Source organism: Oceanirhabdus sp. W0125-5, from assembly GCF_027938815.1.
GTDB lineage: Bacteria > Bacillota > Clostridia > Clostridiales > Clostridiaceae > Oceanirhabdus.
The window spans coordinates 1955164-1981947 of the sequence record NZ_CP115913.1; the positions used below are offsets into that span (position 1 = coordinate 1955164).

The 26784-nt window shown below is 31.6% G+C and carries 30 protein-coding genes; 28 read left to right on the forward strand and 2 right to left on the reverse strand.

Annotation, left to right across the window (positions count from 1 at the left end; translation table 11 throughout):
• Positions 1 to 47: 47 nt before the first annotated feature.
• Positions 48 to 950 carry an AraC family transcriptional regulator gene (locus tag OW730_RS09175; protein ID WP_271228724.1) on the reverse strand — a complete coding sequence of 301 codons (903 nt, stop codon included), beginning with the start codon at positions 948 to 950 and terminating at the stop codon, positions 48 to 50.
• A 209-nt stretch (positions 951 to 1159) separates the two neighbouring features.
• On the opposite strand from OW730_RS09175, the gene nagB reads away from it, so the two are divergent.
• The 7 genes from nagB (at position 1160) to OW730_RS09210 (ending at position 6691) form a co-directional block, all read left to right on the forward strand.
• Entirely contained in the window at positions 1160 to 1876 is a 717-nt protein-coding gene (nagB, locus tag OW730_RS09180; RefSeq protein WP_271228725.1) for a glucosamine-6-phosphate deaminase, read from the forward strand.
• A 223-nt stretch (positions 1877 to 2099) separates the two neighbouring features.
• Positions 2100 to 2672, forward strand: coding sequence for an RNA polymerase sigma factor (locus OW730_RS09185; RefSeq protein WP_271228726.1), 573 nt, complete (start codon positions 2100 to 2102; stop codon positions 2670 to 2672).
• Positions 2659 to 3000, forward strand: coding sequence for a hypothetical protein (locus OW730_RS09190; protein ID WP_271228727.1), 342 nt, complete (start codon positions 2659 to 2661; stop codon positions 2998 to 3000). Before OW730_RS09185 ends, OW730_RS09190 begins: the two co-directional genes overlap by 14 nt.
• The gene (locus OW730_RS09195; RefSeq protein WP_333781268.1) at positions 2990 to 3856 is read left to right on the forward strand and encodes an ABC transporter ATP-binding protein; all 867 of its coding nucleotides are present in this window, start codon (positions 2990 to 2992) and stop codon (positions 3854 to 3856) included. Before OW730_RS09190 ends, OW730_RS09195 begins: the two co-directional genes overlap by 11 nt.
• A complete protein-coding gene (locus tag OW730_RS09200) occupies positions 3857 to 5335 on the forward strand; it encodes an ABC transporter permease (protein WP_271228728.1) in 1479 nt (492 codons plus the stop codon).
• The gene (locus OW730_RS09205; protein ID WP_271228729.1) at positions 5295 to 5930 is read left to right on the forward strand and encodes a hypothetical protein; all 636 of its coding nucleotides are present in this window, start codon (positions 5295 to 5297) and stop codon (positions 5928 to 5930) included. The genes OW730_RS09200 and OW730_RS09205 overlap by 41 nt, the downstream gene beginning before the upstream one ends.
• A 140-nt stretch (positions 5931 to 6070) precedes the next feature.
• Positions 6071 to 6691, forward strand: a complete 621-nt coding sequence (locus OW730_RS09210) for a hypothetical protein (RefSeq protein ID WP_271228730.1) — start codon at positions 6071 to 6073, stop codon at positions 6689 to 6691.
• Between the two features lie 24 nt (positions 6692 to 6715).
• Here the strand turns inward: OW730_RS09210 and OW730_RS09215 are convergent, their stop codons facing one another.
• Complete coding sequence (locus OW730_RS09215) at positions 6716 to 7135, reverse strand: hypothetical protein (RefSeq protein WP_271228731.1); 420 nt, start codon at positions 7133 to 7135, stop codon at positions 6716 to 6718.
• A 514-nt stretch (positions 7136 to 7649) separates the two neighbouring features.
• Here OW730_RS09215 and pyrB point away from each other — a divergent pair.
• The 21 genes from pyrB to OW730_RS09320 all read left to right on the forward strand — a co-directional run bounded on the left by pyrB (position 7650) and on the right by OW730_RS09320 (position 26702).
• Entirely contained in the window at positions 7650 to 8573 is a 924-nt protein-coding gene (pyrB, locus tag OW730_RS09220) for an aspartate carbamoyltransferase (protein ID WP_271228732.1), read from the forward strand.
• Positions 8573 to 8998: an aspartate carbamoyltransferase regulatory subunit gene (locus OW730_RS09225; protein WP_271228733.1), complete on the forward strand. Its 426-nt coding sequence runs from the start codon at positions 8573 to 8575 to the stop codon at positions 8996 to 8998. Before pyrB ends, OW730_RS09225 begins: the two co-directional genes overlap by 1 nt.
• Positions 8998 to 10185 carry a dihydroorotase gene (locus OW730_RS09230; RefSeq protein WP_271228734.1) on the forward strand — a complete coding sequence of 396 codons (1188 nt, stop codon included), beginning with the start codon at positions 8998 to 9000 and terminating at the stop codon, positions 10183 to 10185. Before OW730_RS09225 ends, OW730_RS09230 begins: the two co-directional genes overlap by 1 nt.
• Positions 10185 to 11048, forward strand: a complete 864-nt coding sequence (pyrF, locus tag OW730_RS09235) for an orotidine-5'-phosphate decarboxylase (RefSeq protein WP_271228735.1) — start codon at positions 10185 to 10187, stop codon at positions 11046 to 11048. The genes OW730_RS09230 and pyrF overlap by 1 nt, the downstream gene beginning before the upstream one ends.
• A complete protein-coding gene (locus OW730_RS09240; protein WP_271228736.1) occupies positions 11041 to 11787 on the forward strand; it encodes a dihydroorotate dehydrogenase electron transfer subunit in 747 nt (248 codons plus the stop codon). Before pyrF ends, OW730_RS09240 begins: the two co-directional genes overlap by 8 nt.
• Positions 11780 to 12688, forward strand: a complete 909-nt coding sequence (locus OW730_RS09245; RefSeq protein ID WP_271228737.1) for a dihydroorotate dehydrogenase — start codon at positions 11780 to 11782, stop codon at positions 12686 to 12688. The genes OW730_RS09240 and OW730_RS09245 overlap by 8 nt, the downstream gene beginning before the upstream one ends.
• Before the next feature lie 33 nt (positions 12689 to 12721).
• Positions 12722 to 13294 (forward strand): orotate phosphoribosyltransferase, encoded by a 573-nt coding sequence (gene pyrE / locus OW730_RS09250; RefSeq protein WP_271228738.1) that lies wholly within the window; start codon positions 12722 to 12724, stop codon positions 13292 to 13294.
• Positions 13295 to 13532: 238 nt separating this feature from the next.
• Positions 13533 to 14450 (forward strand): hypothetical protein, encoded by a 918-nt coding sequence (locus tag OW730_RS09255; protein WP_271228739.1) that lies wholly within the window; start codon positions 13533 to 13535, stop codon positions 14448 to 14450.
• 191 nt (positions 14451 to 14641) lie between these two features.
• Positions 14642 to 15934, forward strand: a complete 1293-nt coding sequence (gene tig, locus OW730_RS09260; RefSeq protein WP_271228740.1) for a trigger factor — start codon at positions 14642 to 14644, stop codon at positions 15932 to 15934.
• 166 nt (positions 15935 to 16100) lie between these two features.
• A complete protein-coding gene (clpP, locus tag OW730_RS09265; protein WP_271228741.1) occupies positions 16101 to 16685 on the forward strand; it encodes an ATP-dependent Clp endopeptidase proteolytic subunit ClpP in 585 nt (194 codons plus the stop codon).
• 16 nt (positions 16686 to 16701) lie between these two features.
• Positions 16702 to 17994 (forward strand): ATP-dependent Clp protease ATP-binding subunit ClpX, encoded by a 1293-nt coding sequence (gene clpX / locus OW730_RS09270; protein ID WP_271228742.1) that lies wholly within the window; start codon positions 16702 to 16704, stop codon positions 17992 to 17994.
• Between the two features lie 404 nt (positions 17995 to 18398).
• Positions 18399 to 20111 (forward strand): ATP-dependent protease LonB, encoded by a 1713-nt coding sequence (gene lonB, locus OW730_RS09275; protein WP_271228743.1) that lies wholly within the window; start codon positions 18399 to 18401, stop codon positions 20109 to 20111.
• A 118-nt stretch (positions 20112 to 20229) separates the two neighbouring features.
• Positions 20230 to 22563 carry an endopeptidase La gene (gene lon, locus OW730_RS09280; protein WP_271228744.1) on the forward strand — a complete coding sequence of 778 codons (2334 nt, stop codon included), beginning with the start codon at positions 20230 to 20232 and terminating at the stop codon, positions 22561 to 22563.
• Positions 22550 to 23131 carry a ribosome biogenesis GTP-binding protein YihA/YsxC gene (gene yihA, locus OW730_RS09285; protein ID WP_271228745.1) on the forward strand — a complete coding sequence of 194 codons (582 nt, stop codon included), beginning with the start codon at positions 22550 to 22552 and terminating at the stop codon, positions 23129 to 23131. Before lon ends, yihA begins: the two co-directional genes overlap by 14 nt.
• Before the next feature lie 175 nt (positions 23132 to 23306).
• On the forward strand, positions 23307 to 23936 hold the full coding sequence (locus OW730_RS09290) for a hypothetical protein (RefSeq protein ID WP_271228746.1): 630 nt from the start codon (positions 23307 to 23309) through the stop codon (positions 23934 to 23936).
• A gap of 158 nt (positions 23937 to 24094) precedes the next feature.
• Entirely contained in the window at positions 24095 to 24403 is a 309-nt protein-coding gene (locus tag OW730_RS09295; RefSeq protein WP_271228747.1) for a hypothetical protein, read from the forward strand.
• Between the two features lie 88 nt (positions 24404 to 24491).
• On the forward strand, positions 24492 to 24797 hold the full coding sequence (locus OW730_RS09300) for a hypothetical protein (protein ID WP_271228748.1): 306 nt from the start codon (positions 24492 to 24494) through the stop codon (positions 24795 to 24797).
• A 51-nt stretch (positions 24798 to 24848) separates the two neighbouring features.
• On the forward strand, positions 24849 to 25139 hold the full coding sequence (locus OW730_RS09305) for a hypothetical protein (protein WP_271228749.1): 291 nt from the start codon (positions 24849 to 24851) through the stop codon (positions 25137 to 25139).
• 47 nt (positions 25140 to 25186) lie between these two features.
• Positions 25187 to 25543: a hypothetical protein gene (locus OW730_RS09310; RefSeq protein WP_271228750.1), complete on the forward strand. Its 357-nt coding sequence runs from the start codon at positions 25187 to 25189 to the stop codon at positions 25541 to 25543.
• 46 nt (positions 25544 to 25589) lie between these two features.
• Positions 25590 to 25775, forward strand: coding sequence for a hypothetical protein (locus OW730_RS09315; RefSeq protein ID WP_271228751.1), 186 nt, complete (start codon positions 25590 to 25592; stop codon positions 25773 to 25775).
• 48 nt (positions 25776 to 25823) lie between these two features.
• Entirely contained in the window at positions 25824 to 26702 is an 879-nt protein-coding gene (locus OW730_RS09320; RefSeq protein ID WP_271228752.1) for a hypothetical protein, read from the forward strand.
• The last annotated feature ends 82 nt before the right edge of the window (positions 26703 to 26784 follow it).

The following is a 26784-nucleotide window of genomic DNA, read 5'->3' on the forward strand; positions in this document are numbered from 1 at the left end:
AAACATCCATCATTCTCAATTCTCCATTCTCAATTCTCCATTTGTTTTTACTTGATGTGTAGTTTTACAGAGTTTGCATATTCAGATAGTGTCATTCCAGTGACATTTTTAAAGATTCTGGAGAAATAATGAATTGAGTTATAACCTAAGATATTAGAAATTTCAGTGAAATTATGATTACCTTCTCTAATTAATGTTTTAGCTTCTTCAATTTTAAGTTGTTTAAAGTATTCCATTACACTCACTTGCATACTTTCTTTAAAAATCTTTTGTAATGATGATTTTGAAAGCAAGGTTTGTCTACAAACATCATTGAGTGAGAGACTTTCATGAATATTCTCTTTAAGAATATTTATAATAACACCAACTTTTTCTTCTTGTGCATATTCACGTATATTTGGAGAGGTTCGAGTAACTGTTGAGTATTCTTCTTCTCCACGAATCATTTCTATTAATAGTAATTCCAAGTTCATTCTAATCAATTGTTCTGAGGCAAATTTACTTTTTTTTCTTCTCTTTAAAGACTTAAGTTGAGGATCACTTAAGTCAGATTTAAAAGCATCTTTAGCTGCGCTAATAATATTGGCTAAATATGATTTTATTCGTGTATCAACTGAAACAACCTTATTATAAAAATACTCCATTGCCTCATTTTGGCAGTCGAATGCGATGACAACTAGATTAGGTGCCACTTTACCATTTGCAATAACATTATGCCATTCATTAGGTTTATGAAAAATCATTTCACCTCTTTTAAGGATATATTTTCTATCATCTGCCATAACATTAATTTCCCCTTTATCTACATAAAGAAATTCCCAAAAATCATGTTTTTCACCTTCAAATATGTAATTTTTAGAATATTCAAAATAATGAACAGATATTAAATGTTGTACATTAATTTCATCACTTAAAGTGGTTAATTCATATCCATCAACTTTGTAATTCATTTCATCAACCTCGCAAAGATATTTTATATAAATGGGTAGTTATTATTTCCTTATGTAATAGAAACTTAATGTTATATAGTGCAAAATGTGTATTCTATTAGATAAATACAATTTGTAAATTATAAGTTACTATTATTGTAGCATCAACTGGTTTTTACTGTAAAGTCAGATGTTAAATAATAAGGTATGTAATATGAAAAGGAGTAGATATGAAGATAATTAAAGTGAAAAATATTAATGAAATGGGTAAGGTTACTGCTGGAATAATTATGGAAGAAATTAATAAGGATGATTCAACTATATTGGGATTAGCCACTGGGGGAACGCCTGTTTCTACTTACTGTAACTTAATTAAAGCATATAAAAGTGGAAATATATCATTTAAAAATGTTAAGACATTTAACTTAGATGAATATGTAGGATTAGATGGAAATCACCCAAATAGTTATAATAGATTTATGAAGGAGAAATTATTTAATCACATTGATATAAAAGAAGAGAATACACATTTACCATGTGGTGTAGGAGATTTGTATAATGCATGTGAAGATTATAAAGTATTGCTTGAAAGAAACACTATACATCTTCAAATACTGGGGCTAGGTGTAAATGGTCATATTGGATTTAATGAGCCAGGTGTAGATTTTAATCTTTCTGTTCATGTTGAAAAATTAGATGAACAAACAAGAAAAGATAATTCAAGGTATTTTAAAACTATGAAAGAGGTTCCTACAGAAGCAATTACTATGGGGATTAAAGATATCATGAGAGCAGAGAAGATTATTTTATTGGTTAATGGTATACATAAGAAAGATGCATTTAATAAATTATTAAATGGAATAGAAACAAATGAATGTCCAGTTACAATATTAAGACGACATAAAAATTTAACTGTAATAATAACGGAAGATCTTTATATTAATTAATAATTTTAATAGGATACTAAAACATTCATTTAAGCCCATTCTGAATTAAATCAGAATGGGCTTAAAAATTTTCAATGAAATCACTGTAACTTTTTTCACTTTCAAACGAATAATAGGTGGAAATACATTATTATACAAAATATAATTATAATTGTTAGACCGGTATAGTGATTAGAATTATATATATAGCTGAGATATCAATAACTGATTGAGAGGAATAAAAATGGAGGATTTAAAGCTAATAGACAGTTTTATTAATGGTGATAAAAATAGCTTTGAAGAATTGATGATTAAGTATCAGGAAAGTGCTATTGCCTTCGCCAAGAGATATGTTACAGATGAGTATATAGCTGAGGATATAGCTCAAGAAGCCTTTGCCTATATATATGTACATAGAGCAAAATATAAAAGAAAATACTCATTTAAAACATATCTTTTTACAATAATTAAAAATAAAAGTATTGACTATATCAGAAAAAATAAACCTATCAACTTTGTAGATAATATTGAACCAGCGTATTACTTATCAAGTTCAACAAAGGAAAATCATCTTTCAGCAGAAAATGAAGTGATTAAAAGAGAAGAAATTGAAACAATACAAGGGTGTTTAGATAATCTTAAAGAGGATTACAGGACTGTTATATATCTTTACGAGTACGAGGAGCTTTCTTATAAAGAAATTGCTAAAGTAATGAATAAAAATATGGCACAAATAAAGATTCTCATGTACAGGGCAAGAAAAAAATTAGGGGAAATATATTTTGATAGAGAGGTGATGGATAATGGGGGCAGATAAGATTAAGCAGAATACAGAATTTATTTCAAAGGTTTGGGACAAGGTGGAAGAATTAGAGCAAATTGAAAAAGAGAAACAAATAATAGCAGAAAATAAAAGAAGAATCTTAAAACTAAGAATTAGAAATTTTGCACTATTATCGTCAATATATTTTCTAAGTTTTATTCTTATAAGAGTTAATAATGAATTTAGTCAGTTTGTTGTGTATGCAACAGGAGTTTTATTATTAACAGTTGGAAATATCATTCAAAATAATGAAAATGAGAGTAAGATTCTTAAAGAAAAGACTGTAAAGAATGAAAAGTGGGGGTATAGCTATGGAAATTAAAATAAGCAATCTATGCAAAAACTATGGGGCTAAAAATGCTCTTAAAGATATAAATCTGAAATTTGAAAAAGGGATGTATGGCTTACTTGGTCCTAATGGAGCAGGTAAAACTACACTTATGAGGATTTTAACAACCTTGATTCCTAAAACTAGTGGAGAGGTAACAATAGGAGAACTAAATATAAAGAATAAAAAAAGAATCAGAGAGATAATTGGATATTTACCACAGGATTTTTCTATGTACGGAAATATGAGTATATATGAAGCTATGGATTACTTAGCTATACTTTCAGGAATAAAAAATAAAAAACAAAGAAGGTTAAAGATTGATGAATTGCTTGAAAAGGTTAATCTTACCCCTCATAAAAAAGTTAAAGTAAGAGCACTTTCAGGAGGAATGAAAAGGAGACTAGGAATTGCACAAGCACTTATAAATAATCCAAAGGTGTTAATAGTAGACGAGCCGACTGCTGGATTGGATCCAGAAGAAAGAATAAGATTCAGAAATCTCTTAAGGGATTTTTCAGAGGATAGAGTAGTAATTCTTTCTACTCATATAGTAGAAGATGTTGAATTTACCTGTGAGAATCTTGCAATTTTAAAAGAAGGAAAGGTTAGATTTAATGGTAAAGTTTCTGAGCTGTTAAAAAAAGCAGAGGATAAGGTATGGAGTTTTAATATTAATAGAGAAAAGCTTGATGATATTAGAAAAGAATATGAAATATTATCTACTGTTTCAGAAGGAGATACTGTGAGAGTTCGTGTTTTAAGCGAAAGCAAGCCATATGAAACAGCAGAAAAGATGGTTCCTAACATAGAAGATGCTTATATGAGAGTTATGAAGGAGGGGATGTAGATGTTGTTTAATATCTTTAAAAGGGAAATAAAACATCAACTTAAAAACATAACATTTTATCTATTCATGTTTGTAATTTTAATGTTCCATTTCACTCAATTTGGTAAAGCTCCTTCAAGGTTTGAAGTTATGGAAAAACCTAAGAAAAATTATTCTAAAAATATATATGAACCATCAAGTCATTATGAATTTCTTCTTTTTACAATAGATAAATTGGATCATGATAGTGATAAAGGATATACATTAAAAAAATCTTCATATGGGTCAAGTACTCTTGAATTAAGCCTTGAACAAAATAAAGCAATAAAAAGCACATATGAGTTTATTAAAAGTGAGATTGATAATGGAAGAATAACAGAGGAAAATATTAAGGGTTATTATGAATTCAGTAATAGTGACGTGTTTAAAAGACTTAATGAGCTTGATAAATTATTAGGAGGAAACACATATTATACACTTGAAAATATGATGTTTATTCATAGACTTTTTCCAAACTTCATAAGAGAAGAAGAAAAGTTCAAATATGTAAAAAAAGATATAGTTGACAAATTGCAACGTGATTTGCTATGTGGATATACATATAAGTATAATAATCCTCTAGCCCTAGCAAAAAAATATACTTTTAATGATAAGCAAAAAAATCAAATAACAAAATATATTGAGGAATTAAAAAATCAAGATAACATGGCAGGGTTAATTGAAACAACAAGTAAAATTGATACCCTTTTAGAAGGGGGATCCCAATATACAGCTGATGATATTGAGGCTTATTCAACTCTGAATGAAACAGAAAAAGAATATAATGATAAGATGGAAAAACTCATTAAAAAAGATAAGATAACAGGTGGGTTTGCTAGAGAGTTTTGTGATTATACTAACATAGCAGTTGGTTTTTTTACTGCATTCATTGCTGCATATATTCTAATTAGAGACAAGAAAAATAATATAATGGAAACAATCTATACAAAGAAATTCTCACCATTTGCATATGTTATAGGGAAATATCTAGCTGTATCAGCATTGATGTATGGGGTAATTCTTTTGTTAGCTGGATATGTGACAATTGATTTTTATAGAGAATTTGCACTTAATGGTATAGAGATTGATCTATGGATATTCTTCAAGTATGCAACTATTTGGCTTTTACCAACTATATTATTTGTTAATGCACTGACCATGATAATTTCAGTTATATTCCAAAATGGACTTATAGCTATAATAGTACAGTTTATATTATGGCAAATTAATGTTACAAGCGAGTTAATTGGGAAGTTTAACTTAACAGAATATATTATTAGATTTAATACAGCATATCAGTATGATTATTTTATGAATAATTACTCTAAATTCTTAGCAAATAGAGGTTTCTATGTAATCATATCAATTATTTTGGTAATAATATGCTCCATAATATTTGAAAAGAAAAGAGGTAATATAAATGGAGGGATTAAAGGTAAATTTAAGTTTTTTAAAGCATAATATAAAAATTGTTGCAGGGAAAAATTATATCATCGCTGCAATTCTAATAGGGATATTACCAGTTGTGGTAGGGTTCAGACTCATAGAACACATAGAAATGGTGAAATTGTTTGAGTTGTATCTAAGTTTATTTGGAATAATGATTTTAGGAAATATTATGGAGCCTGAAAACAAAAATACTAATGAAGTTGTAAGGTCTAAGAAACTGAGTATAATAAACTCTTTCATCATTAGAATACTCATTGGAATAATAACTATTTTAGCATTCTTTTCAATTGTAATTACTTTTGGGAAGATTGGACATGGGAATTTTGAAGTATTTCAGTTTGTTCCAGGTGCAGTAATTACAGCACTGTTTTTAGGAATGATATGCACTACAGTGCACAATATTACAAGGAGTATGGCTGCAGGATATTTAATTAGTTTCTGTTATTATGTATTTGAACGAAGTACATTGGGAAAATATACTGGTGATTTTATTTTGTTTGGATTGCTAAAGAACAATTATCAGAGCAAATATAATTTAGCTGGGGTGATTATTGGATTAATACTGTTGAATATGATTATATTAGTAAAACAAAAGAAGTTTGATTAAGTTTAGTAAATATGTATAAAAGAGCATTCTATTTTTTAGAATGCTTTGTTTATTTTAAGGAAATTGATTAGTAATTACTGGAAGGGATATAGTGATAGTGATATAATTAAATGGGATTAATTTACAGGAGGCTATTTTTAATGGATAACAATAAAAATAAGTTTTTTAAAAGTGAGGAGATAATTAGTAAGCAAAATATAATAGTTATCATAGGGGTCATACTAATATATTTTGTAGTATCTCAAGTGGTATATTATTATTCAGGTGTTGATATAAGTGATGAAAAGAGGATTATTAAAGCAGTAATAAAAAGAGATAAAAGATCAGATACAGATATTGATGATGTTCATATTATTAAAATAAAGTATAACAAAGATGAGTATTTTGTTTTATATCAGTACTATGAAGGACCTTATAGACTTGCTATTTTTGAGGAAAATGATTGTAAAATTGAAAAAAGATATAGGTATATTGGAGGTAGCGGATGTGGTAGAGGTCCTGTAGCAGCATTTAGATACGGTACTTATAATACTGGACAAGGAACGCCCTGGAATCAATGTGAAGTTTTAAAAGTTGTATATGGGGATAATAGTTACATTAATGCTGATTATTTCACACTAACTTTTGTTTCAGGTGCAACTATAAAACAAGAAATAAAGGATGAGAGTTTCTTGTATATTTATAGATTTTATTCAAAAGAATGCGATACTGGTGATTTGAAATTTTATGATGAATCAGGTGAAAGAATTAGGACTAGATAAAAAAAGTACGGGTAACCGTACTTTTTAACATAAGTGTCTTAATCTATCATATTCTTCATCAACAGTCTGTCTAAGATAATTAATCATATCAATAATAAGCTGAGAGTTGAAATTATTATTGAATGGTATAGTGCATCTAACATTTATTTGACCATCGTTTTCAAAGAATGTTGAAAGTGGATATTGAGTGTTTAATCTATTTATGTAATCATATATAGCTATTTTATCTTTACCTTCACTTACAGTAAGCAAGTTAAGAAGATATATTTCAACTTGAAGGTCATCATCTGTAAGCATAACAAGAATGTTAGCTTTAGCGCCGCTATTAAATTCTTGAACCTCAGGTACCTTAAAGATTTTATATCCTTTTAATGATTCTGATATAGTCATAGGTATATTATTTTCAACCACATAAGCGTGAAATTCTTTAGTATTTTCTAACATGATTCTCCTCCTTGGTAATAAACATATTGTCAGAAATAATTATCTCATATAAATTAAAGATTGTAAAAAGTAATTTGTAAAGATAAACTACTCCATTGATCTATTTTACAAAGAATAGAGAAAAAAGAATAAAGAATAAATTAGGAAGATATTTTTCATTCATCAGAATATCTTATATTGTTTTTGGTAAATATAATATTTCTAATTAGAAATATTATTTGATTCATAAAACGGGTATAGCATGGGGTTATGGTTAAAAATATAGAGTTTATGAGGGGGATATATATAATTTAAAATAAAAAAACTTTAAAAAGAGGCTTGACTTTATAATGGATTTGTAGTAAATTCTACTAAAGACCTTTAATCTGATGCGAGACATCAGTAAGGAAGATAGCACATAACGTATATTTTTAGTTGGACTTAGTGCGCTTTCCTGTAGGGAAAGCGCTTTTTTATTTTGTGCTAACCTTCCACCTTTAATAAAGTACAGAGAGACTTAGAAGGAGGAGTAAATATGTTAGGAAAAAGTTTAATTGATCCAATGGATTTATCAGTTGAGGAGATCTATGAGATTCTTGATTTAGGTCAGAAGATTATAGAGGATCCAGAGAAGTATTCACAATCTTGTAGAGGTAAGATATTAGCAACTTTATTTTATGAGCCAAGTACAAGGACAAGACTATCTTTCGAGGCAGCTATGCTTAGATTGGGAGGTAGTATTATTGGATTTTCACAGGCTGCTTCAAGCTCTGCTGCAAAGGGAGAGAGTGTTGCAGATACAATTAAAACAATCGAATGTTATGCTGATATTGCTGCTATGAGACATCCTAAAGAAGGTGCTCCAAAGGTTGCAGCTATGAATTCAGCAATTCCAGTTATTAATGCAGGAGATGGAGGACATCAGCATCCAACTCAAACATTAACAGATCTATTAACAATCAAATCATTAAAATACAGATTAACAAATCTTAAAATCGGTGTATGCGGTGACCTTAAGTTCGGAAGAACTGTTCACTCACTTATAAAAGCTATGTCTAGATATGAAGGGGTAGAATTCTACTTAATATCCCCAGATGAATTAAAAATCCCAAATTATATTAAAGAAGAAATATTAGAAAAAAATAATATTAAATATAAAGAAGTTAAGAAAATCGATGAGGTTATTGAAGAACTAGATATTCTATACATGACAAGAGTTCAAAGAGAAAGATTCTTCAATGAAGATGATTATGTGAGACTTAAGGATAGATATATACTCACTAATGAAAAACTTCAGAATGCAAAAGAAGATATGATAATTATGCATCCACTTCCAAGGGTAAACGAGATACATGTTTCCGTTGATGATAACAAGAGAGCAAAATACTTTAACCAGGTTAAGTATGGTATGTATGCAAGAATGGCATTAATTCTTAAGTTATTAGGGAGGGATGAATAATGTTAACAATCAATAGTATTAATAAAGGAATCGTAATAGATCATATTAAAGCGGGATTAGGAGAGAAGATTTTCTCACACCTTAAATTAAATAAATCAAAAACACCAGTTGCTCTTATAATGAACGTATCCAGTAACGCAGTTGGAAGAAAAGATATCATTAAGATAGACGAGCATATAGATCTTGACTATGATTTTTTAGGATTTGTTGACCCAAATATAACTATAAATATCATTGAGGACGGAGTTATAACTGATAAGATATCACTTGAATTACCAGAGAAAATTGAAAACATCATAAAATGTAATAATCCAAGATGCATCACAAGTATAGAAAGCAATATCCCAAATAAGTTTTATCTAGCAAGCGGTAATAAGGGCATATATAGATGCGAATACTGTGATGGAGAATATAGTCCTTTTTAATGAAAAATAAAAGTATGGAACTAAAAAATTATTGGATTGTTGATTGTGATAGAACATTATTTGGTGATGTGCAAATAGTAGATGGAAAAATAGCTAACATAATAGAAAGAAAAGCACAAGGAACTATGGGGGAAGGGGTTTTAATGCCTGCCTTCATAGATCTCCATGCACACTTTAGAGAGCCTGGATACACATATAAAGAAGATATTGAGAGTGGAAGTGAAGCTGCTGCAAAAGGTGGGTATACCCATGTAACATTGATGGCAAATACAAACCCAGTATGCGATAATATGGAAGTTCTTAATATAATAAACAATAGAAATAAAGAAATAGGATTAATTGATATAAATCAATGTATTGCAGGAACATCTGGTCTAATGGGAGATGATTATTCTCACCTTGAAGGTTTAGATTCTGAAAAAGTAAAATGTATTTCAGATGATGGAAAAGGTGTAATGAATGATAAGGTAATGAGAAGTATCCTTAATATATGTAATAAAAAAGAATGGATATTCATGTCTCATGCAGAGGATTCATCAGCAGATAATATGAGAGATGCAGAGAACAACATGACTGAACGAGATGTTCAAATAGCAAAAGAGGTGGACGGTAGACTTCATATGTGTCATGTAAGTACAAGAGAGGCTATAGATGTTATTAGAAGTGGGAAGAAAAACGGAGTAAATGTAACCTGTGAGGTTACCCCTCATCACATAATGAATCCTGAAGGAATAAGTGATTACAGAGTTAATCCTCCAATTAGAGAAAATCAAGATGTAATGGAGATTATAAAGGGTATAAATGATGGTACGGTTGATGCAATAGCTACTGATCATGCTCCTCATACATTAGAAGATAAGAAAAATGGAGCGCCAGGTATATCAGGGATAGAATTTGCATTCCCAATATGTTATTCAGAACTTGTGAAAAGTGGAAAGGTAACATTGAATAAGCTAAGTGAGCTTATGTCATCTAATCCAGCTAAGATACTTAATCTTAAAAAGGGTAAGATTAAAGAGGGATATGATGGGGATATTGCAATAGTTAATTTAAAGAAAACTCAATTAATTAAAGAGGAAAATATTGTTTCAAGAGGAAAGAACACTCCTCTATTAGGAAGAGAATTTTATGGAGTAATAGAAGCTACAATTAAAAATGGTGAGTTCATATACAGGAGGGAAAAGTAATGATAATAGATAGATTACATGAAGCGGTTTTGAACAAGGGAAATGTATGTGTAGGATTAGATACACATTATGACTATATTCCAGAAGGGTTCAAGAAGAAATTCAACTCTCCTGCAGAAGCTATACTAAATTACAACATTTCACTAATAGATGCTCTAAAAGATAAGTGTGCAATATTCAAGGTGCAAATATCATACTATGAAGCATTAGGATTAGAGGGATTGAAGGTATATGCAGAAACATTAAAATATATAAGAAGCAATGGAATGTTAGCTATCAGTGATATTAAAAGAGGAGATATTGCAAAAACAGCAGCTCAATATGCAAAAGCTCATTTTGAGGGAGATTTCGAAACAGATTTTATCACTGTAAACCCATACATGGGAATGGATAGTATAGAGCCTTATGAAGAATATCTTAAAAGAGGAGATAAGGGGATTTTCCCACTTATAAGAACATCTAATAAAGGGGCTAGAGATATTCAATTTGAAAAATTAGAAAATGGAAAAGCGGTATTTGAACACACTGGGGATCAAATCTATGAGCTTGGAAATAAATATTTAGGTGCTTGTGGATACAGCTCTATCGGAGGAGTAGTTGGATGTACTCATGAAGAAGAGAGTGAAGCAATAAGAAATAGATACAAGAATATGTTCTTCCTTATCCCTGGATATGGGGCACAAGGTGGAGCTGCAACTGTAGTAAATAAATTACTTCACAAAGGAAATGGTGGAGTTGTAAATTCATCAAGAGGAATTCTCATGGCATACAAGAAGTACGAAAATGGGGAACTTAATCCAATAGAATGTGCTGTAAAAGAAGTTGAAGACATGAGAAAGGTAATTGGTGACTGGAATGAATAACTATAAAAATGCTCTCATAAAAGAGAACAGAAATGTAGTAGATGATATATATCTAATGAAACTTCAAGGTGATTTTAAGGGGAAAAGTGGACAGTTTTATATGATTAAACCGCAGAAGAACTACACAATGCTTCCAAGACCAATCAGTATACACAGTGTAGAAGAAGATGGGATATCATTTCTATATATGGCAAAAGGTAAAGGAACTAAAGAGTTATCAAAGATTTCTGAAGGAGATACTATTGAAATGTTTGGCCCTTTAGGAAATGGATTTGATATAGATGAAATAGAAAAGATTGAAGGGAAAATTGCTGTAGTAACTGGTGGAATAGGGGTAGCGCCTATAACACAGCTAATTAATGAGTTGAAAGAAAAGAAAATAGATTTATTTTGTGGATTTAAGTCTGTGGATTATTCTGTGGAAAATGTGGAAAAAAATGTAAATTCAATAAAGATATCCACAGAAACGGGAGTAAAAGGGGTAAAAGGTTATATAACAGACCACTTACCTGTTGAAAACTACGACTTAGTTATTACATGTGGACCAGAAATTATGATGAAAAAGGTTATATCAGAGTGTAGAAAAAACAAAGTTAAGTCATTAGTTCTTATGGAAAATTACATGGCATGTGGTGTAGGAGCATGTTTAGCCTGTGTTTGTGAAACAAAATGGGGAATAAAAAGAGTTTGTCAAGAAGGGCCTGTATTTTCTGGAGAGGAGTTGATTTGGCATGAGTAAAGTAGATCTTACTTGTAGAATCGCTGGTATTGAAATGAAAAACCCTGTTATTACATCATCTGGAACCTTTGGTTTTGGAAAAGATTATGCACAGTTTTATGATGTTGATAGACTAGGGGCAATAACATCAAAGGGATTAACTATAAATGAAAAGCTAGGAAATGAAGGAAGAAGAGTTTATGAGGTTGAAGGTGGTTTAATAAACAGTATCGGACTTCAGAATCCAGGAATAGATACATTCATGGAAAAATACGAAGAATATTGTGGTGGAATTAATACAACAATAATCGCTAACCTAGGTGGAAACACACTTGAACAATATATTGAAGGGGCAGTGAGATTAAGTGAAAGTGATGTAGATATGATAGAGCTTAATATATCATGTCCTAATGTTAAAGAAGGTGGGATGGCCTTCGGAATAAAAAGCGCAGATGCTTACAAGGTTGTAAAAGAGGTTAAAGCTGTATGTAAGAAGCCTATGATTGTAAAATTATCTCCTAATGCAGAGGATATTGTGGATATGGCTGTAACATGTGAAAAAGCAGGTGCTGATGCAATATCATTAGTAAATACTTTTAAAGCAATGGGAATTGATATATATAATAGGAAGACAATTTTTAAAAATGTATATGCAGGACTATCAGGAGCTGCTATAAAACCTATAGCCTTAAGGATGGTACATGAGGTATGCAAAAATGTAAACATACCTGTAATTGGCATGGGCGGAATATGCACATGGGAAGATGCAATAGAGTTTATAATGGCAGGGGCAGAGGCAATATCAGTGGGAAGTGCGAATTTTTACAATCCATGTGCCCCAATAGAGATATTAGAAGGAATTGAAAAATTCATGATTGAACAGAATATTAAGAGTTTAGATGAAATAAGAGGAATCATATAGAATAGAAACAATACAATATGGAGGGTTAATAATATGAGTAGAGTATTTGAAATAATGAGAGAGTGTGGAGCACTTTTAACAGGACATTTTTTATTATCATCAGGAAGACACAGCGGACAATATTGCCAATGTGCAAAATTATTTATAAATACAGAGATGGGTGCAGAGGTTATGGCTGTTGTAGCTAAAAAGATTAAAGATAGAAATGTACATGTTGATAAGATTGTAGGACCTGCTATGGGAGGAATATTACCTGCATACGAACTTGCTAGCCAATTAGGTAAGCCAAATGTGTTTACTGAGAGAGTTGACGGAAAAATGGCATTAAGAAGAGGATTCACAATTGAAAAAGGTGAGAAGGTTTTAATAGTAGAAGATGTTGTTACAACTGGTAAGTCATCATTAGAAACAGCAGAGGTTATTAGAGAACTAGGTGGAGAAGTTATAGGAATTGCATGTGTAATTGACAGAAAGAGCAGTAACTTAGATCTTCCAATCTACAGTGCAGAAGAAATTAACATTGAAAGTTATGATGCTGAAGAGTGCCCAATATGTAAAGAAGGTAAAATTGAGATTGTTAAACCAGGAAGCAGAAAAATAAAATAAAAAAACTGTTATATATATATATATTAAAAGAGGTATGCTTTTATTAAAGGCATACCTCTTTTAATAATACAATCAATTAGAAAAAAAGTATAAAAAGAAAATATTACCAAAAATTATTGCATTATTATAGTAGTGATTGGTGAAAAAAAAGGAAAAAGGGTTATAAATTAAAGTAATTATGAGTTATAATAAATAGGAGAGCATGTAAATTACAAATGAATTTAAAGGAGGCGATTAGGTGGCTAAACCAAGTATATTCAGTGAAAACTATGGTGGTAACATGAAAAAGAGAAGAAGAAAAAGAATTATTTTATTTCTTATAATTTTTGTTGCTGTAGGAAGTGTTTTATTTTTATCTTTTAATGATAAGAACATAGATAATATTAGAGCAGGTATAAAGAATTTTGCCATCTTTAAAGAGAGAGAGAATGATAATAAGGTAGCAGAAAAAAATGAAGAGAATATTAAAGAGAATAATATAAAGGAAGAAAATACTCAAAAGAATGATGCTGAAAAAGTAAAGGCAGATGAAATTATTGATGATACGGAAAAGAAAGTAGATATTGAAGAAGATATAAAAGAAGATGAAGCAATTAAGAAGGGTAATGATGAAAAAGAAAATAACGAGTTAAAATCTGAATATATTGGACTTGGAAGAGAAATGATGATAACTCTTAACTATAAAATCCTCAATGGAAAAAAAGAATTTATATCCATTGATCAAGAACAAGAAATTGAATCTGATATTTTAGGAAATATGGCTGTAATTAACATAACCAAATCACAAAATACATATTTAATTAAAGAAGATTTTACAGCTGTAGACATAACAAAGCCTGATTATATATCTACAAAGAAAAAAACTTTCACAAAAGAATATGTTCTTGGCAATTATGAAGATTATGTTTGGTGCAAGTCACCAAAGTTCGTAGATGAAAATACAATAGTTTATGTAAGCGGTCTGCCTTGGATAAACTCCAAGAAAAATTTATATATATGGACATACAAAATCAACGAGGGCATATATACTTTTATTAACAATAGCAAGTTAAGCGGAAAAGAGATAATTATTGGTGAAAGAGATAATAATTTGATTAAAATTCAAGTTGCTGGAAAAGATTATAAGGTAGATAAAAATGGTATTATAAAAAAATAATGAAATTTAAGTTAAAGCTAAGTAAAATTTTTAAAAATTTTCCCCTAAAGTATTGTTTCAAGGGGGAGTATATGTAATAATATTGTAATGCAGTATTCATTATGATATAATGTTTTAGGTTACAATTATGTTGAGGCTATACAATCAGGCTGATACATTTACGAGATAGAAATTTTAGGAGGAATGAAATAATGAACGTTAAAGTTGAAAAGTTAGAAAATAACGTTGTTAAATTAGAGATTTCGGTTGATTCAGCGAAATTTAATGAAGGAATTAAGAAAGCTTATAAGAAGAATGCTAAGCAGTTCAATATACCTGGATTCAGAAAAGGAAAAGCACCAATGAACGTTATCAAGAAGTTCTACGGAGAAGGTGTTTTCTTTGAAGATGCTATAAACTTCTGTTGTGATGAAACATATCCAGCAGCTGTTGAAGAAGCAGGAATTACTCCAGTAGACTATCCAAAGATTGATGTAGTTGAAATTGGAGAAGGTAAAGATTTTATCTATACTGCTGAGGTTGTAGTAACTCCAGAAGTTAAATTAGGTGAATACAAAGGAATTGAAGCAGAAAAGAATACTTATGAAGTAACTGAAGAAGAAATCGAAGGAAACTTAAAAGCTAAAGCTGAGCAGAATGCTAGAACAGTTGAGAAGAACGATGGTGAAGTTGTAGATGGAGACATCGTAACAATCGATTTCAAAGGTTCTGTTGATGGAGTAGAATTTGAAGGTGGAACAGCTGAAGATTACGAATTAACAATCGGATCTAAGTCTTTCATCGATAATTTTGAAGAGCAATTAATCGGAGCTAAAGTTGGAGAAGAGAAAGAAGTTAATGTTACTTTCCCTGAAAACTACGGAAGAGACGATTTAAACAACAAACCTGCTAAATTCGAAGTAAAAATCAAAGCTATCAAAGCTAAAGAATTACCTGAAATAGATGATGAGTTCATCAAAGACGTTTCAGAATTCGATACAGTTGAAGAATATAAGAATGACTTAAGAGCAAAATTAGAGAAATCTAACACTGCAAGAGCTGAAAGAGAATTTGAAGAAGCTTTACTTGAAAAAGTAATTGCAAATGCAGAAATTGATATCCCAGAAGTAATGATCGAAAGAGAAATTGACCACATGGTTAAAGATCTTGAAATGAGATTACAATATCAAGGATTAGATTTAGAAACTTACTACAAGTACACTAATAACACTGCTGAAAAAGTAAGAGAAATGATGAAAGAAAATGCTGAGAAGAAAGTTATGTCAAGCTTAGTATTAAGTGAAATAGCTAAAGTTGAGAACATAGAGGTTAGCGAAGAAGAAGCTAAAGAAAAAGCTTTAGAGATTGCTAAGCAATATGGTGGTGAAAAAGCAGAAGAAACTGCTGAGTTAATCATCAAAACTCAAGGCGCTATGTTAAATGATGAATTAAAATCTGAAAAAGTTGTTAAATTAATAGTTGATAATAGTAAAGTTACTGCATAATATATAACAAGTAAAATTGCCAGAGATAATCTGGCAATTTTCAAATAATAATCTTTGGAATATTCAGAAAATATTAAAATTAATATTTCTGATTAGTCTTTTAAATGTTAGGAAAGAATTAAAGTATAACTTATTTAAGTATTACCTATTTAAAGGAGGGAATTATATGGCTTATGTACCAATGGTTGTTGAGCAATCTAACAGAGGAGAAAGATCATACGATATATACTCAAGATTACTTAAAGATAGAATAGTTTTCTTAGGTGGAGAAGTTAATGATGTAACAGCGAATTTAGTAGTAGCACAATTACTTTTCTTAGAAGCAGATGATCCAGATAAGGATATATATCTTTACATAAATAGTCCTGGTGGTTCTATTACAGCAGGAATGGCTATTTATGATACTATGCAATATATTAAGCCAGATGTATCTACAATCTGTGTAGGTTTAGCGGCTTCTATGGGAGCATTCTTATTAGCTGCAGGTGAAAAAGGAAAAAGATTTGCACTGCCTAATAGTGAAATAATGATACACCAACCTTTAGGAGGATTCCAAGGTCAAGCAACTGATATAGATATTCATGCAAAAAGAATATTAAGAACAAAAGAAAAGCTAAACCAAATACTTAGTGAAAGAACAGGGCAACCTTTATCAAAAATTGAAATAGATGTTGAGAGAGATTATTTCATGTCTGGTGATGAGTCAAAAGAATACGGATTAGTAGATGAAGTAATTACTAAAAAGAAATAACCTGTGAGGTGTAAAAATGCCAAAATATGATGAAAAGAAACAGTTAAAATGTTCCTTTTGTGGCAAGAATCAAGATGTTGTAAGAAGATTGATTGCTGGTCCAGGAGCATATATATGTGATGAATGTATTGAGTTATGCTCTGAAATCATTGCTGATGACTTTGACGAGAATGTTGATGTTCAAATGGAGAGTTTACCAAAACCAATTGAAATTAAGAAATATTTAGATCAATATATCGTTGGGCAAGAGAACGCTAAAAAAGCATTATCAGTGGCTGTTTACAATCACTATAAGAGAATAAATTCTAAAGTGAATGTTGATGATATTGATTTGCAGAAGAGTAATGTTCTTCTAGTAGGTCCTACAGGATGTGGTAAGACTTATTTAGCACAAACATTGGCAAAGATGTTAAATGTACCATTTGCTATAGCAGATGCGACTACATTAACAGAAGCAGGGTATGTTGGTGAAGATGTTGAGAATATTCTATTAAAGCTAATACAGAATGCTGATTATGATATTGAAAGAGCTGAAAGAGGAATTATCTATATAGATGAAATTGATAAGATTGCAAGAAAATCAGAAAATCCTTCAATCACAAGAGATGTATCAGGTGAAGGTGTTCAGCAGGCACTTCTTAAGATATTAGAGGGAACTGTTGCATCTGTACCGCCACAAGGTGGTAGAAAACATCCTCATCAAGAGTTTATACAAATAAACACTGCTAACATCTTATTTATTTGTGGTGGGGCATTTGATGGTGTTGATAAGATAATTCAAAAGAGAACAAGAGAATCAATAATGGGATTCGGTGCTAAAATTCAATCAAAAGAAGAAAAAGATGTTGGAAAACTTCTTGAGAATTTAATGCCTGAAGATCTATTAAAGTTTGGATTAATTCCAGAGTTTGTTGGTAGATTACCAATGCTAGTGACTCTTGCAAGTCTTGATGAAGAGGCTTTAGTAAGAATCTTAAGTGAACCAAAGAATTCTCTAGTTAAACAATATCAGAAGCTTTTTGAGATGGATGATGTTACACTTGAGTTTGCTGATGAAGCCTTGAGTGAAATTGCAAAAAAAGCAATCTCTAGAAATACTGGTGCAAGGGGCTTAAGATCTATCATAGAGGATTCTATGAGAGATATTATGTTTGAGGTTCCTTCAAAAGAAGAAGTATACAAGGTTCTTATTAATAAAGAAACTATAGAAACTAAGAAACCTGAACTATTCTTTGTAGAAGAAGGAAAGCGTAAACCTTTAAAGAAAGTTAAAAAGAAAAAAGAATTAAAAGGGCCGGAAACGGCGTAAACAAAAGCGTTGCTTAAAGCAACGCTTTTTTTAATGGATAATGGATAATGTAGAATGGAGAATGATGGATGTTTCTGCTCTGTGAGCAGAAACTACATCTTATTGGTAATGAAACAATAGATGTTTACCCCTTTCTCTTTAGGTGAAACCTTGTACGTTAAATACAATATTTTATCTGAAGATAAAATGAGTAAAAACATCTTGGCCTAAAGAACAATAAAATGTAGCTTCTGACCTTAGTCAGAAGCATCCTGCATTCTCCATTCTCAATTCTCCATTTGTTTTAAACGGTTTTTGTTAAAAAACGCATTAACATTTTTTTGTTTTTCTAGAATATAACAATCCCCTTCTGTTAATAATAAAAGGTAGGAATAAATAAAAAATTATACTATAGGGGGAAAAAAATGACAACCAATGTACTTATGATTATTCAGATGTTTTTTACGGTAATTATTGGACTATATTTTTTTAATGCGTTGAAGACACAAAAGATAAATAAATCAACACAGACTAGAGATACAAGCAAAGAAATGGAAAACTTGAGAAGAATGAGAGCTATTAGGTTAAGTGTACCTCTTACTGAAAAGAGCAGACCTAAAAAGTTTGATGAAATAATAGGTCAATCTTCAGGGATTGAAGCATTAAAGGCTGCAATATGCGGACCTAATCCTCAGCATGTTATAATTTATGGACCACCAGGTGTTGGTAAGACTGCAGCTGCTAGATTGGTTTTGGAATATGCAAAAACAAAAAAACATTCTCCTTTTAGACAAGATTCAAAGTTTATTGAGATTGATGCAACAACAATAAGGTTTGATGATAGAGGTATAGCAGATCCATTAATCGGTTCTGTACATGATCCTATATATCAGGGAGCAGGACCTCTTGGAAGTGCAGGAGTACCTCAACCAAAACCAGGTGCAGTAACAAAAGCCCATGGTGGAGTGCTGTTTATGGATGAAATTGGAGAACTTCACCCTATAGAAATGAATAAACTTTTGAAGGTAATGGAAGATAGAAAGGTATTTTTAGATAGTGCATACTATAATTCCAATAGTTCTATGAATTATCCACAATATATTAGAGAAGTTTTTGAAAATGGATTGCCTGCAGACTTTAGACTTATTGGGGCAACTACTAGAAGACCAGAAGAGATTAATCCTGCTATAAGATCAAGAGCTGTAGAAGTATTTTTTAGAGGATTATTAGCAGAAGAGACAGAATTGATAGCTAAAAATGCTGTTATGAAGATGGGAATGGAAATGGATGAAGAAATACCTTCAATGGTAGGAAAGTACACAACAAATGGTAGAGAAGCAGTAAATTTAGTACAATTAGCATGTGGAATTGCCATAAATCATGAGAGAAATAAGGTTCTTGTGGAAGATTTAGAATGGGTAATTGAGAATGGACATTTTACACCAAGACCTGAAGTTAAAATTAATAATAAACCACAGATTGGATTTGTAAATGGATTAGCTGTATTTGGAGCTAATATGGGAACTTTAATGGAGATTGAAGCAACTGCTATGAAAGCTCGAAATGGTGATGGAAAAATAAATATTACAGGTGTGGTTGAGCAAGAAGAGATTACCTCACAAAATAGAAAACTTATAAGAAAAAGTAATGCTAGGTGTTCAGTAGAAAATGTAATGACAGTTATAAAGAATGTTTATAATATACCATGTCATGATTTTGACATTCATGTGAATTTTCCAGGTGGAGGACCAGTGGATGGACCATCAGCAGGGGTTAGCATGACAACTGCGATATTCAGTGCCATAAAAAATATACCTGTATCAAATAAGGTGGCTATGACAGGTGAGGTATCAATACATGGAAGAGTAAAACCTATTGGAGGTGTTACAGCAAAGATTAAAGCTGCAATAAAAGCAGGAGTTGAGACTGTAATAATACCAAAGGATAATTGGCAAAATAATTTTGAGAATTTTAAAGAAATTAAAATTATTCCAGTGAGTAATATAAATGAAGTTATTGAAGCGGCTCTTATTAAATCAATAGAGGCACCATCTATTGAAGAGAATGGTATAATCACATCGGAATATGGAATAATAAGCGCACAGAGCAAAGAATGTAGTGAAACTGTGGAAAATTAAGTTGAATAAAGGCAATTTTATAGGTATAATATACTAGTTAAAGTCTATTATTAATATAAAATTGCCTATTTAATATTAAAAATTGAAAATATATAAAAATGTTTAAGGGGGGACTAAAATGGAAAATACAAAAAGATCCTTACCCATGATTCCTACAAGGGGGATAACTATTTTCCCAAATATGGTTATACACTTTGATGTTGGTAGAGAGAAATCAATTAAAGCTTTAGAAGAGGCTATGTCTGATAAGCAATTGATATTTTTGGTATCACAGAAAAAAGCAATTGTTGAAGATCCTGATATTGAGGGGATTTATAAAATCGGAACAGTTTGTTATATAAAGCAGATTTTGAAGCTTCCAGGGAATAGCATTAGAGTACTGGTTGAAGGTAAATATAGAGCCGAGATTATTGATTATATAAGCGAAGACCCATACTATATTGCAGAGGTAGAGGAAGTAAAAGACATTCAAGGTGATGAAAATGAAAAGGAAGCCTTGATTAGAGCAATTGAAGAGGAATTTGATGAATATATTGAACTATCTGGAAATGTAGCACCAGATTCTATAATCAATTTAGAAGAACTTGAAGAGAGTGCCGAATTTGCAGATATAGTTAGTGCATTGATGGTATTAAAAACTACTGCTAAACAGGAATTATTGGAGATAAAAGATCTTAACAAGAGACTTGAGAGAATACTTGAAATTCTTAAGAATGAAAATGAAGTATTAAGATTACAAAAGAAGATTGGAACGAAGGTTAAGAAGCAAATAGATAAATCTCAAAAAGAGTACTATTTGAGAGAACAGATGAAGATTATTCAACAAGAACTTGGTGAAGATGATGAGAGTTCTAAGGAAATACAGGAATATGAGAAGAAGATAGAAAAAGCTAAGCTTCCTAAAGAGGTTAAAGAAAAAGCTTATTATGAACTTAAAAGATTAAAGAGTACTTCTTTTTATTCTTCTGAGAGCACTGTAATCAGAAGTTATTTAGATTGGATAATAGAGCTGCCATGGAAAACTATCACTAAAGATAATTTAGACATTAAGAGAGCAAGAAAGATTCTTGATGAAGAACATTATGGTCTTGAAGATGTTAAAGAGAGAATAATAGAATATCTAGCTGTAAGAAAAATATCAAGAAGATTAAATGCTCCTATATTATGTCTTGTTGGACCTCCAGGAGTTGGTAAAACATCTATAGCTAAATCTATTGCACATGCTTTAGATAAGAAATTTGTTAGAATGTCCTTAGGTGGAATGAAAGATGAAGCTGATATTAGAGGACATAGAAAAACTTATGTAGGTGCTATACCTGGTAGAATAATCTATGGTATGAAACAAGCTAAATCTAAAAATCCATTATTCTTATTAGATGAGATAGATAAGATGAGCAGTAACTTTAAAGGAGATCCAGCTGATGCACTTCTTGAGGTGCTTGATTCACAGCAAAATGATACCTTTAGAGATCACTATATTGAACTTGATTATGATCTTTCAAAAGTATTGTTTGTTGTAACAGCAAATACTTTAGAGACAATTCCAAGACCTCTTCTTGATAGAATGGAAGTTATTAATGTAGGTGGATATACTAATATTGAAAAATTCCATATTGCAAAGAGACATCTATTAAAGAAAGTTCTTGAAGAGCATACTATTGAAGATGGTAAAATTAAAATATCAGATAAGGCAATAAAATATATAATAGAACATTATACAAAGGAATCAGGTGTAAGAAACCTTCAGAGAAAGATAGCATCAGTAGTTAGAAAAGCTATCACAGAGATGGTTGAAAAAGATAAGGAAAGTGTAAGTATTACAATCAATCATGTTAAGAAATATCTTGGAAAAGAGATTTATACTTATGAGTTGATTGATAAAGAAGATAAAGTTGGAATAGTAACAGGATTAGCTTGGACAGCATATGGTGGAGATACACTTCCAGTTGAGGTAAGTGTTATGGAAGGTTCAGGTAAATTACAGTTAACAGGAAAACTGGGAGATGTAATGCAGGAATCAGCGAAAGCTGCCTATAGTCTCGTTAGAGCAAATGCAAAAAAATATGATATAAGTCCAAATTTCTATAAAGAGCAGGATATTCACATTCATGTTCCAGAGGGCGCAGTACCTAAAGATGGACCTTCAGCAGGTATTACAATGACAACAGCATTGGTGTCAGCTTTATCTGGTAAGAAAGTTAGACATGATGTTGCAATGACTGGAGAAATCACTCTTGCAGGAAGAGTGCTTCCAATAGGAGGACTTAAGGAAAAATCACTTGCAGCATATAGAGCTGGTGTTAAAGATATTATCATACCTTTTGAAAATCAAAAAGATATTGATAAAATACCAGATAGCGTAAAACGTAAAGTTAACTTTATAATTTCTAAGAACATTGATGATGTTTTAAGTAATGCGCTAATTAAGGAGAAAACAAATGAGAATAACTAATGCAGAATTTATTATATCAGCAGTAAAACCAGAGCAATATCCTATAGATAATAGAGCGGAATTTGCTTTTGTTGGTAGATCAAATGTTGGAAAATCATCACTTATTAATACTATAACAAATAGAAAAAAACTTGTTAAGGTAAGTGGAACGCCTGGTAAAACTAGGCTTGTAAACTTCTTCTTAATAAACGACGAGTTCTACTTTGTTGATTTACCTGGTTATGGTTATGCTAAAGTTTCTAAAACTGAGCAGGCTAAATGGGGTAAGATGATGGAGATGTACCTTCTAAATAGAGAGCCTCTTAGAAGAATAGTACTTCTAGTTGATGGTCGTCATAAGCCAACTGAAGATGATATAATGATGTATGAATGGGTTAAGTATTATGGAGGCAATGTACTTGTTATAGCAACTAAAGAAGATAAACTTAAGAGAAATGAGATTAAAAAATCTGAGAAAAGAATTAGAGAAACATTAGGAATGCCTGATGATGAAAAGATAATATTTTTCTCTTCTCTTAAGAAGGTTGGTATTGAAGCATTGTTAAATGAGCTTGAAAAGGATTTATAAAATAAAAAATAGAAAATTTAAAGAAACTTTGTCACATTAAAAGTTTCAATAAAAAAGAACCATAAATGAAAAATATTTATGGTTCTTTTTTTGTGTCAAATTTGAAGTATAAGAATAATATGTACTATACAAAAGATAAAAAAAATAAATTTAGCTACTGAAAGGAGGAGATCATGTGGATATTAACAGCCTCTTAAGCAATGTTATGAACAATAGCCAAGGCGGCGCTGGTGGAATAGATAATGACACTATCAATAATATTTTGGGTAACATTGGCGGCGGTGGCGGCGGTTTCGGTTTTGGAGGCATAGGAATATTATTTATATTCGTAATCTTCTTAATTGCAATAGCTGGTTTTGGATATGGAGGATATGGATTGGGTCCAGGATTTGGATATGGACCATATGGAAGCCCTTACGGAGTATCACCTTATGGAGCAAACCCATATGGAGCAAACCCATATGGAGGTTCAAATGGATGTTGTGACCCATGTTGTGAATGCTGTATAGACCCAAGTGGATGTGACGCGTGCTGTGACAGAAAGAAAAGGAAGAAGTGTAGGAAGGCTTATAGAAAGTATAAAGCTCAACTATGCGAATGTGGTGGAGAACAACCAACAGGTGCTCAACCTGCTTCTTATTACCCACCAGTAGGAGGATATGGATATGGATGTGGAGGATTCGGTATTTGGTGGATCATCATATTAATCTTTATCGGTTTCTTCTTGTTTAGAAGACGGTTCTTTTTCGGTGGCGGCGGAGGAATAGACACAGGGGGATTAGTTTCAGCAGATCCTTCAACTTAACTAGCATAAGTAATAGCTGAAAACAAAAGGTGTTAAAAAAATGTAATAACCTCAATAATAATCATTACGAAGCTTATAGTATAATGCTGTACTCAATGGAAAACTTTAAGAACACAAATTCAATTACAAATTCAATTATAAAATAAGGAGTGAATATAATGTCAAGAAAATGTTGTTGTCAAAGACCAATGGCTATGCCAATGCCACACTGTGGATTTGCAGGTGGAGGATATGGAACAGGATGCTGTAATTTCTCAGCACTAATTATCTTAATTCTTATCTTATTATTCTTCGGTCAAAGCTTAGCTGGTAGAAGAAGAGGACCTTGTGACGATCATGAAGGACATGGCGGATTCTTAGGAGGAACTGGAATCTTTGGTGGAATCATCTTCATCATCACATTATTCTATCTATCTTGTTGTGGACCAGGAAAATGTCATACACCAGGATACGGAATGGGATGTTAATAGCTTAAATTAAATAACTAATTAGACAATAGAGTTTATAGACTAAAAATATTAAAATAAATCTTTTAGAGAATAAGGAGTGAATAAAATGTCAAGAAACTGTTGTTGTAAACCAATGGCTATGCCAATGCCACACTGCGGATTTGCAGGTGGAGGATATGGAACAAATTGTTGTAATTTCTCAACACTAATCATATTAATCCTAATCCTATTATTCTTTGGTAAGGGATTCGGAAAAAGAGGCCCATGTGGAGAAGAAAGAGGACATGGTGACGGATTTGGATTCAACGGATTATTCGGTGGAATCATCTTCATCATCACATTATTCTATCTATCTTGTTGTGGACCAGGAAAATGCTTCACACCTCAATACGGATGTGGAATGGGATACTAATAACAGCTTAGTTTAACCCAAAAAATTTCTAAAGAAAAAGGAGGGAATTAAATGTCAAGATGTAGATGCCATACAAAGTGCTATGGGATGATGCCAACTGTTGGTGCACCATTAGCTCACGGAGGATTTGGAACAGGATGTTGTAATTTTTCATCTTTAGTCATATTGATCCTTATCTTATTGTTCTTCGGTAGAGGTCTAGTAAGAAGAGGTCCATGTGAAGAAGAAAGAGGTAGCGCTGGCTTCTTTGGCTCAAACGACGGAATCTTTGGCGGTATAATCTTCATCATCACATTATATTTCTTATCATGCTGTGGACCTGGAAGAAGAGGACTTTATTAGAAGAACGATAGGCATCTAAACCAATGCGAATAAAGTGAGGTTTTAGTATGTCAAGTTCAAATTGTTGTTGTAGACAAAGTTGCTGTTGTAAACAAACTTGCTGTGGACCAATAGGAGGAAATTATTACTCACGCGGTTGCTGTACATTTCCATCATTGATAATCCTTATTTTAGTTCTTCTATTCTTTGGTAGAGAATTTGGTGGGTGCGGTCATCATGGAGGATGCAGAGCTGGAGTGGATCCATGTGGATGTGAAAAGAGACCTGTAAAAGATGATAAATGCTTTGCTGGAATTATATTCATTATCACATTATATTTCTTATCTTGCGGTTGCGGCGGATTTGGTAGAGGAATCGGCCCATATGGCGGATTTGGTGGCTACGGCGGCTACAGAAGATTTTAGTAATAGGGAGGGCTGGTGCCCTCCTTAATATAAGAGAGGTGATACCATGTCAAGATATAGGAGAGATAGACGTGCATATAGGCGTCTAGCAAGAAGAGGATACCTATGGGGACCATGGTATGGAAACTTATGGTGGCCAGGATATGTTAACCCATATTATTATACTTATCCATATTATACTTATCCATATTATGCTTATCCATGGAGACCTAGGTATGGATGGTACTATTGATGGTAATACAGGGGGGGGAACCCTCCTTAATATAAGAGAGGTGATTTCATGTCAAAGCATAAGAGAAGGAGAAGAGAGAGAGAGTTAGCAAGAAATATGAACAATAACCTAAACAATAATATGATGGGTGGAAATGGGTTTGGTAATAATCTAATGAATAACAGCCCATTTACAGCTAGGAATCCTTTAGGAAATATGAATCAGATGAATAATAATCCATTAGGTGGTTTTTTAGGCGGAAATAATCCTCTCAATAATGGTGGTATGATGGGACAAAATCCTATGGGTCAAATGGGTCAAATGGGACCTATGGGACAGATGGGTCAGATGGGTCAAATGGGTCAGATGGGTCCAGTAAGACCAAATATGATGGGTGGAGGACTAGGAAATATAGGTGGTTTATTAGGAGCAGCTGGAGGAATGATGGCACCACTTATTCAACTTTTTTCTTCATTAGGAAACAGCCCAATCATGCAATTATTGGGAAATGTAGATATGAATTTGATATCTAAATTATTATTCAATAACAATAATCCTAATAAAAATGTAAATGCTGCTAACAATGTAAATAGTCCTTTAAATAATGAAGGTGCTCAAGATACCTTATCAGATTTATTGAGTAGTTTAGATGAGAATAAAGTAAATGATTTATTGAAAAATGTTGATCAGACACAAATAACAAACATAATTAATCAACTAAAAAACGAAGGGGTAATGGAAGATAATCCTGAAGGCGTTTTTAGCAATCCAGAATCATATGATATGGGATATACGTCATTCGCAGATGATGAAATGAACATAGGTGAAGAGAATTATAGTTCTCTTAAGATGATAAAAATTATTAATGCTATGCTCAATAGTGGCAATACTGAATTTATTGAAAAAGTAGTAGGACTTTATAATGATTACTATGGAATAACGGAATAAAAGCAACTTGGAAATTGAAAGTTGAAAGTTGAAAACGATGGAGGGTTCTGACTAAGGTCAGAACCTTTATTTTATTGGTAAT

Coding starts and splice junctions, on each gene's coding strand:
- OW730_RS09175 (WP_271228724.1), bottom strand. CDS start 950: ATGAATTACAAAGTTGATGGATATGAATTAACCACTTTAAGTGATGAA.
- nagB (WP_271228725.1), top strand. CDS start 1,160: ATGAAGATAATTAAAGTGAAAAATATTAATGAAATGGGTAAGGTTACT.
- OW730_RS09185 (WP_271228726.1), top strand. CDS start 2,100: ATGGAGGATTTAAAGCTAATAGACAGTTTTATTAATGGTGATAAAAAT.
- OW730_RS09190 (WP_271228727.1), top strand. CDS start 2,659: ATGGGGGCAGATAAGATTAAGCAGAATACAGAATTTATTTCAAAGGTT.
- OW730_RS09195 (WP_333781268.1), top strand. CDS start 2,990: ATGGAAATTAAAATAAGCAATCTATGCAAAAACTATGGGGCTAAAAAT.
- OW730_RS09200 (WP_271228728.1), top strand. CDS start 3,857: ATGTTGTTTAATATCTTTAAAAGGGAAATAAAACATCAACTTAAAAAC.
- OW730_RS09205 (WP_271228729.1), top strand. CDS start 5,295: ATGGAGGGATTAAAGGTAAATTTAAGTTTTTTAAAGCATAATATAAAA.
- OW730_RS09210 (WP_271228730.1), top strand. CDS start 6,071: ATGGATAACAATAAAAATAAGTTTTTTAAAAGTGAGGAGATAATTAGT.
- OW730_RS09215 (WP_271228731.1), bottom strand. CDS start 7,135: ATGTTAGAAAATACTAAAGAATTTCACGCTTATGTGGTTGAAAATAAT.
- pyrB (WP_271228732.1), top strand. CDS start 7,650: ATGTTAGGAAAAAGTTTAATTGATCCAATGGATTTATCAGTTGAGGAG.
- OW730_RS09225 (WP_271228733.1), top strand. CDS start 8,573: ATGTTAACAATCAATAGTATTAATAAAGGAATCGTAATAGATCATATT.
- OW730_RS09230 (WP_271228734.1), top strand. CDS start 8,998: ATGAAAAATAAAAGTATGGAACTAAAAAATTATTGGATTGTTGATTGT.
- pyrF (WP_271228735.1), top strand. CDS start 10,185: ATGATAATAGATAGATTACATGAAGCGGTTTTGAACAAGGGAAATGTA.
- OW730_RS09240 (WP_271228736.1), top strand. CDS start 11,041: ATGAATAACTATAAAAATGCTCTCATAAAAGAGAACAGAAATGTAGTA.
- OW730_RS09245 (WP_271228737.1), top strand. CDS start 11,780: ATGAGTAAAGTAGATCTTACTTGTAGAATCGCTGGTATTGAAATGAAA.
- pyrE (WP_271228738.1), top strand. CDS start 12,722: ATGAGTAGAGTATTTGAAATAATGAGAGAGTGTGGAGCACTTTTAACA.
- tig (WP_271228740.1), top strand. CDS start 14,642: ATGAACGTTAAAGTTGAAAAGTTAGAAAATAACGTTGTTAAATTAGAG.
- clpP (WP_271228741.1), top strand. CDS start 16,101: ATGGCTTATGTACCAATGGTTGTTGAGCAATCTAACAGAGGAGAAAGA.
- clpX (WP_271228742.1), top strand. CDS start 16,702: ATGCCAAAATATGATGAAAAGAAACAGTTAAAATGTTCCTTTTGTGGC.
- lonB (WP_271228743.1), top strand. CDS start 18,399: ATGACAACCAATGTACTTATGATTATTCAGATGTTTTTTACGGTAATT.
- lon (WP_271228744.1), top strand. CDS start 20,230: ATGGAAAATACAAAAAGATCCTTACCCATGATTCCTACAAGGGGGATA.
- yihA (WP_271228745.1), top strand. CDS start 22,550: ATGAGAATAACTAATGCAGAATTTATTATATCAGCAGTAAAACCAGAG.
- OW730_RS09295 (WP_271228747.1), top strand. CDS start 24,095: ATGTCAAGAAAATGTTGTTGTCAAAGACCAATGGCTATGCCAATGCCA.
- OW730_RS09300 (WP_271228748.1), top strand. CDS start 24,492: ATGTCAAGAAACTGTTGTTGTAAACCAATGGCTATGCCAATGCCACAC.
- OW730_RS09305 (WP_271228749.1), top strand. CDS start 24,849: ATGTCAAGATGTAGATGCCATACAAAGTGCTATGGGATGATGCCAACT.
- OW730_RS09310 (WP_271228750.1), top strand. CDS start 25,187: ATGTCAAGTTCAAATTGTTGTTGTAGACAAAGTTGCTGTTGTAAACAA.
- OW730_RS09315 (WP_271228751.1), top strand. CDS start 25,590: ATGTCAAGATATAGGAGAGATAGACGTGCATATAGGCGTCTAGCAAGA.
- OW730_RS09320 (WP_271228752.1), top strand. CDS start 25,824: ATGTCAAAGCATAAGAGAAGGAGAAGAGAGAGAGAGTTAGCAAGAAAT.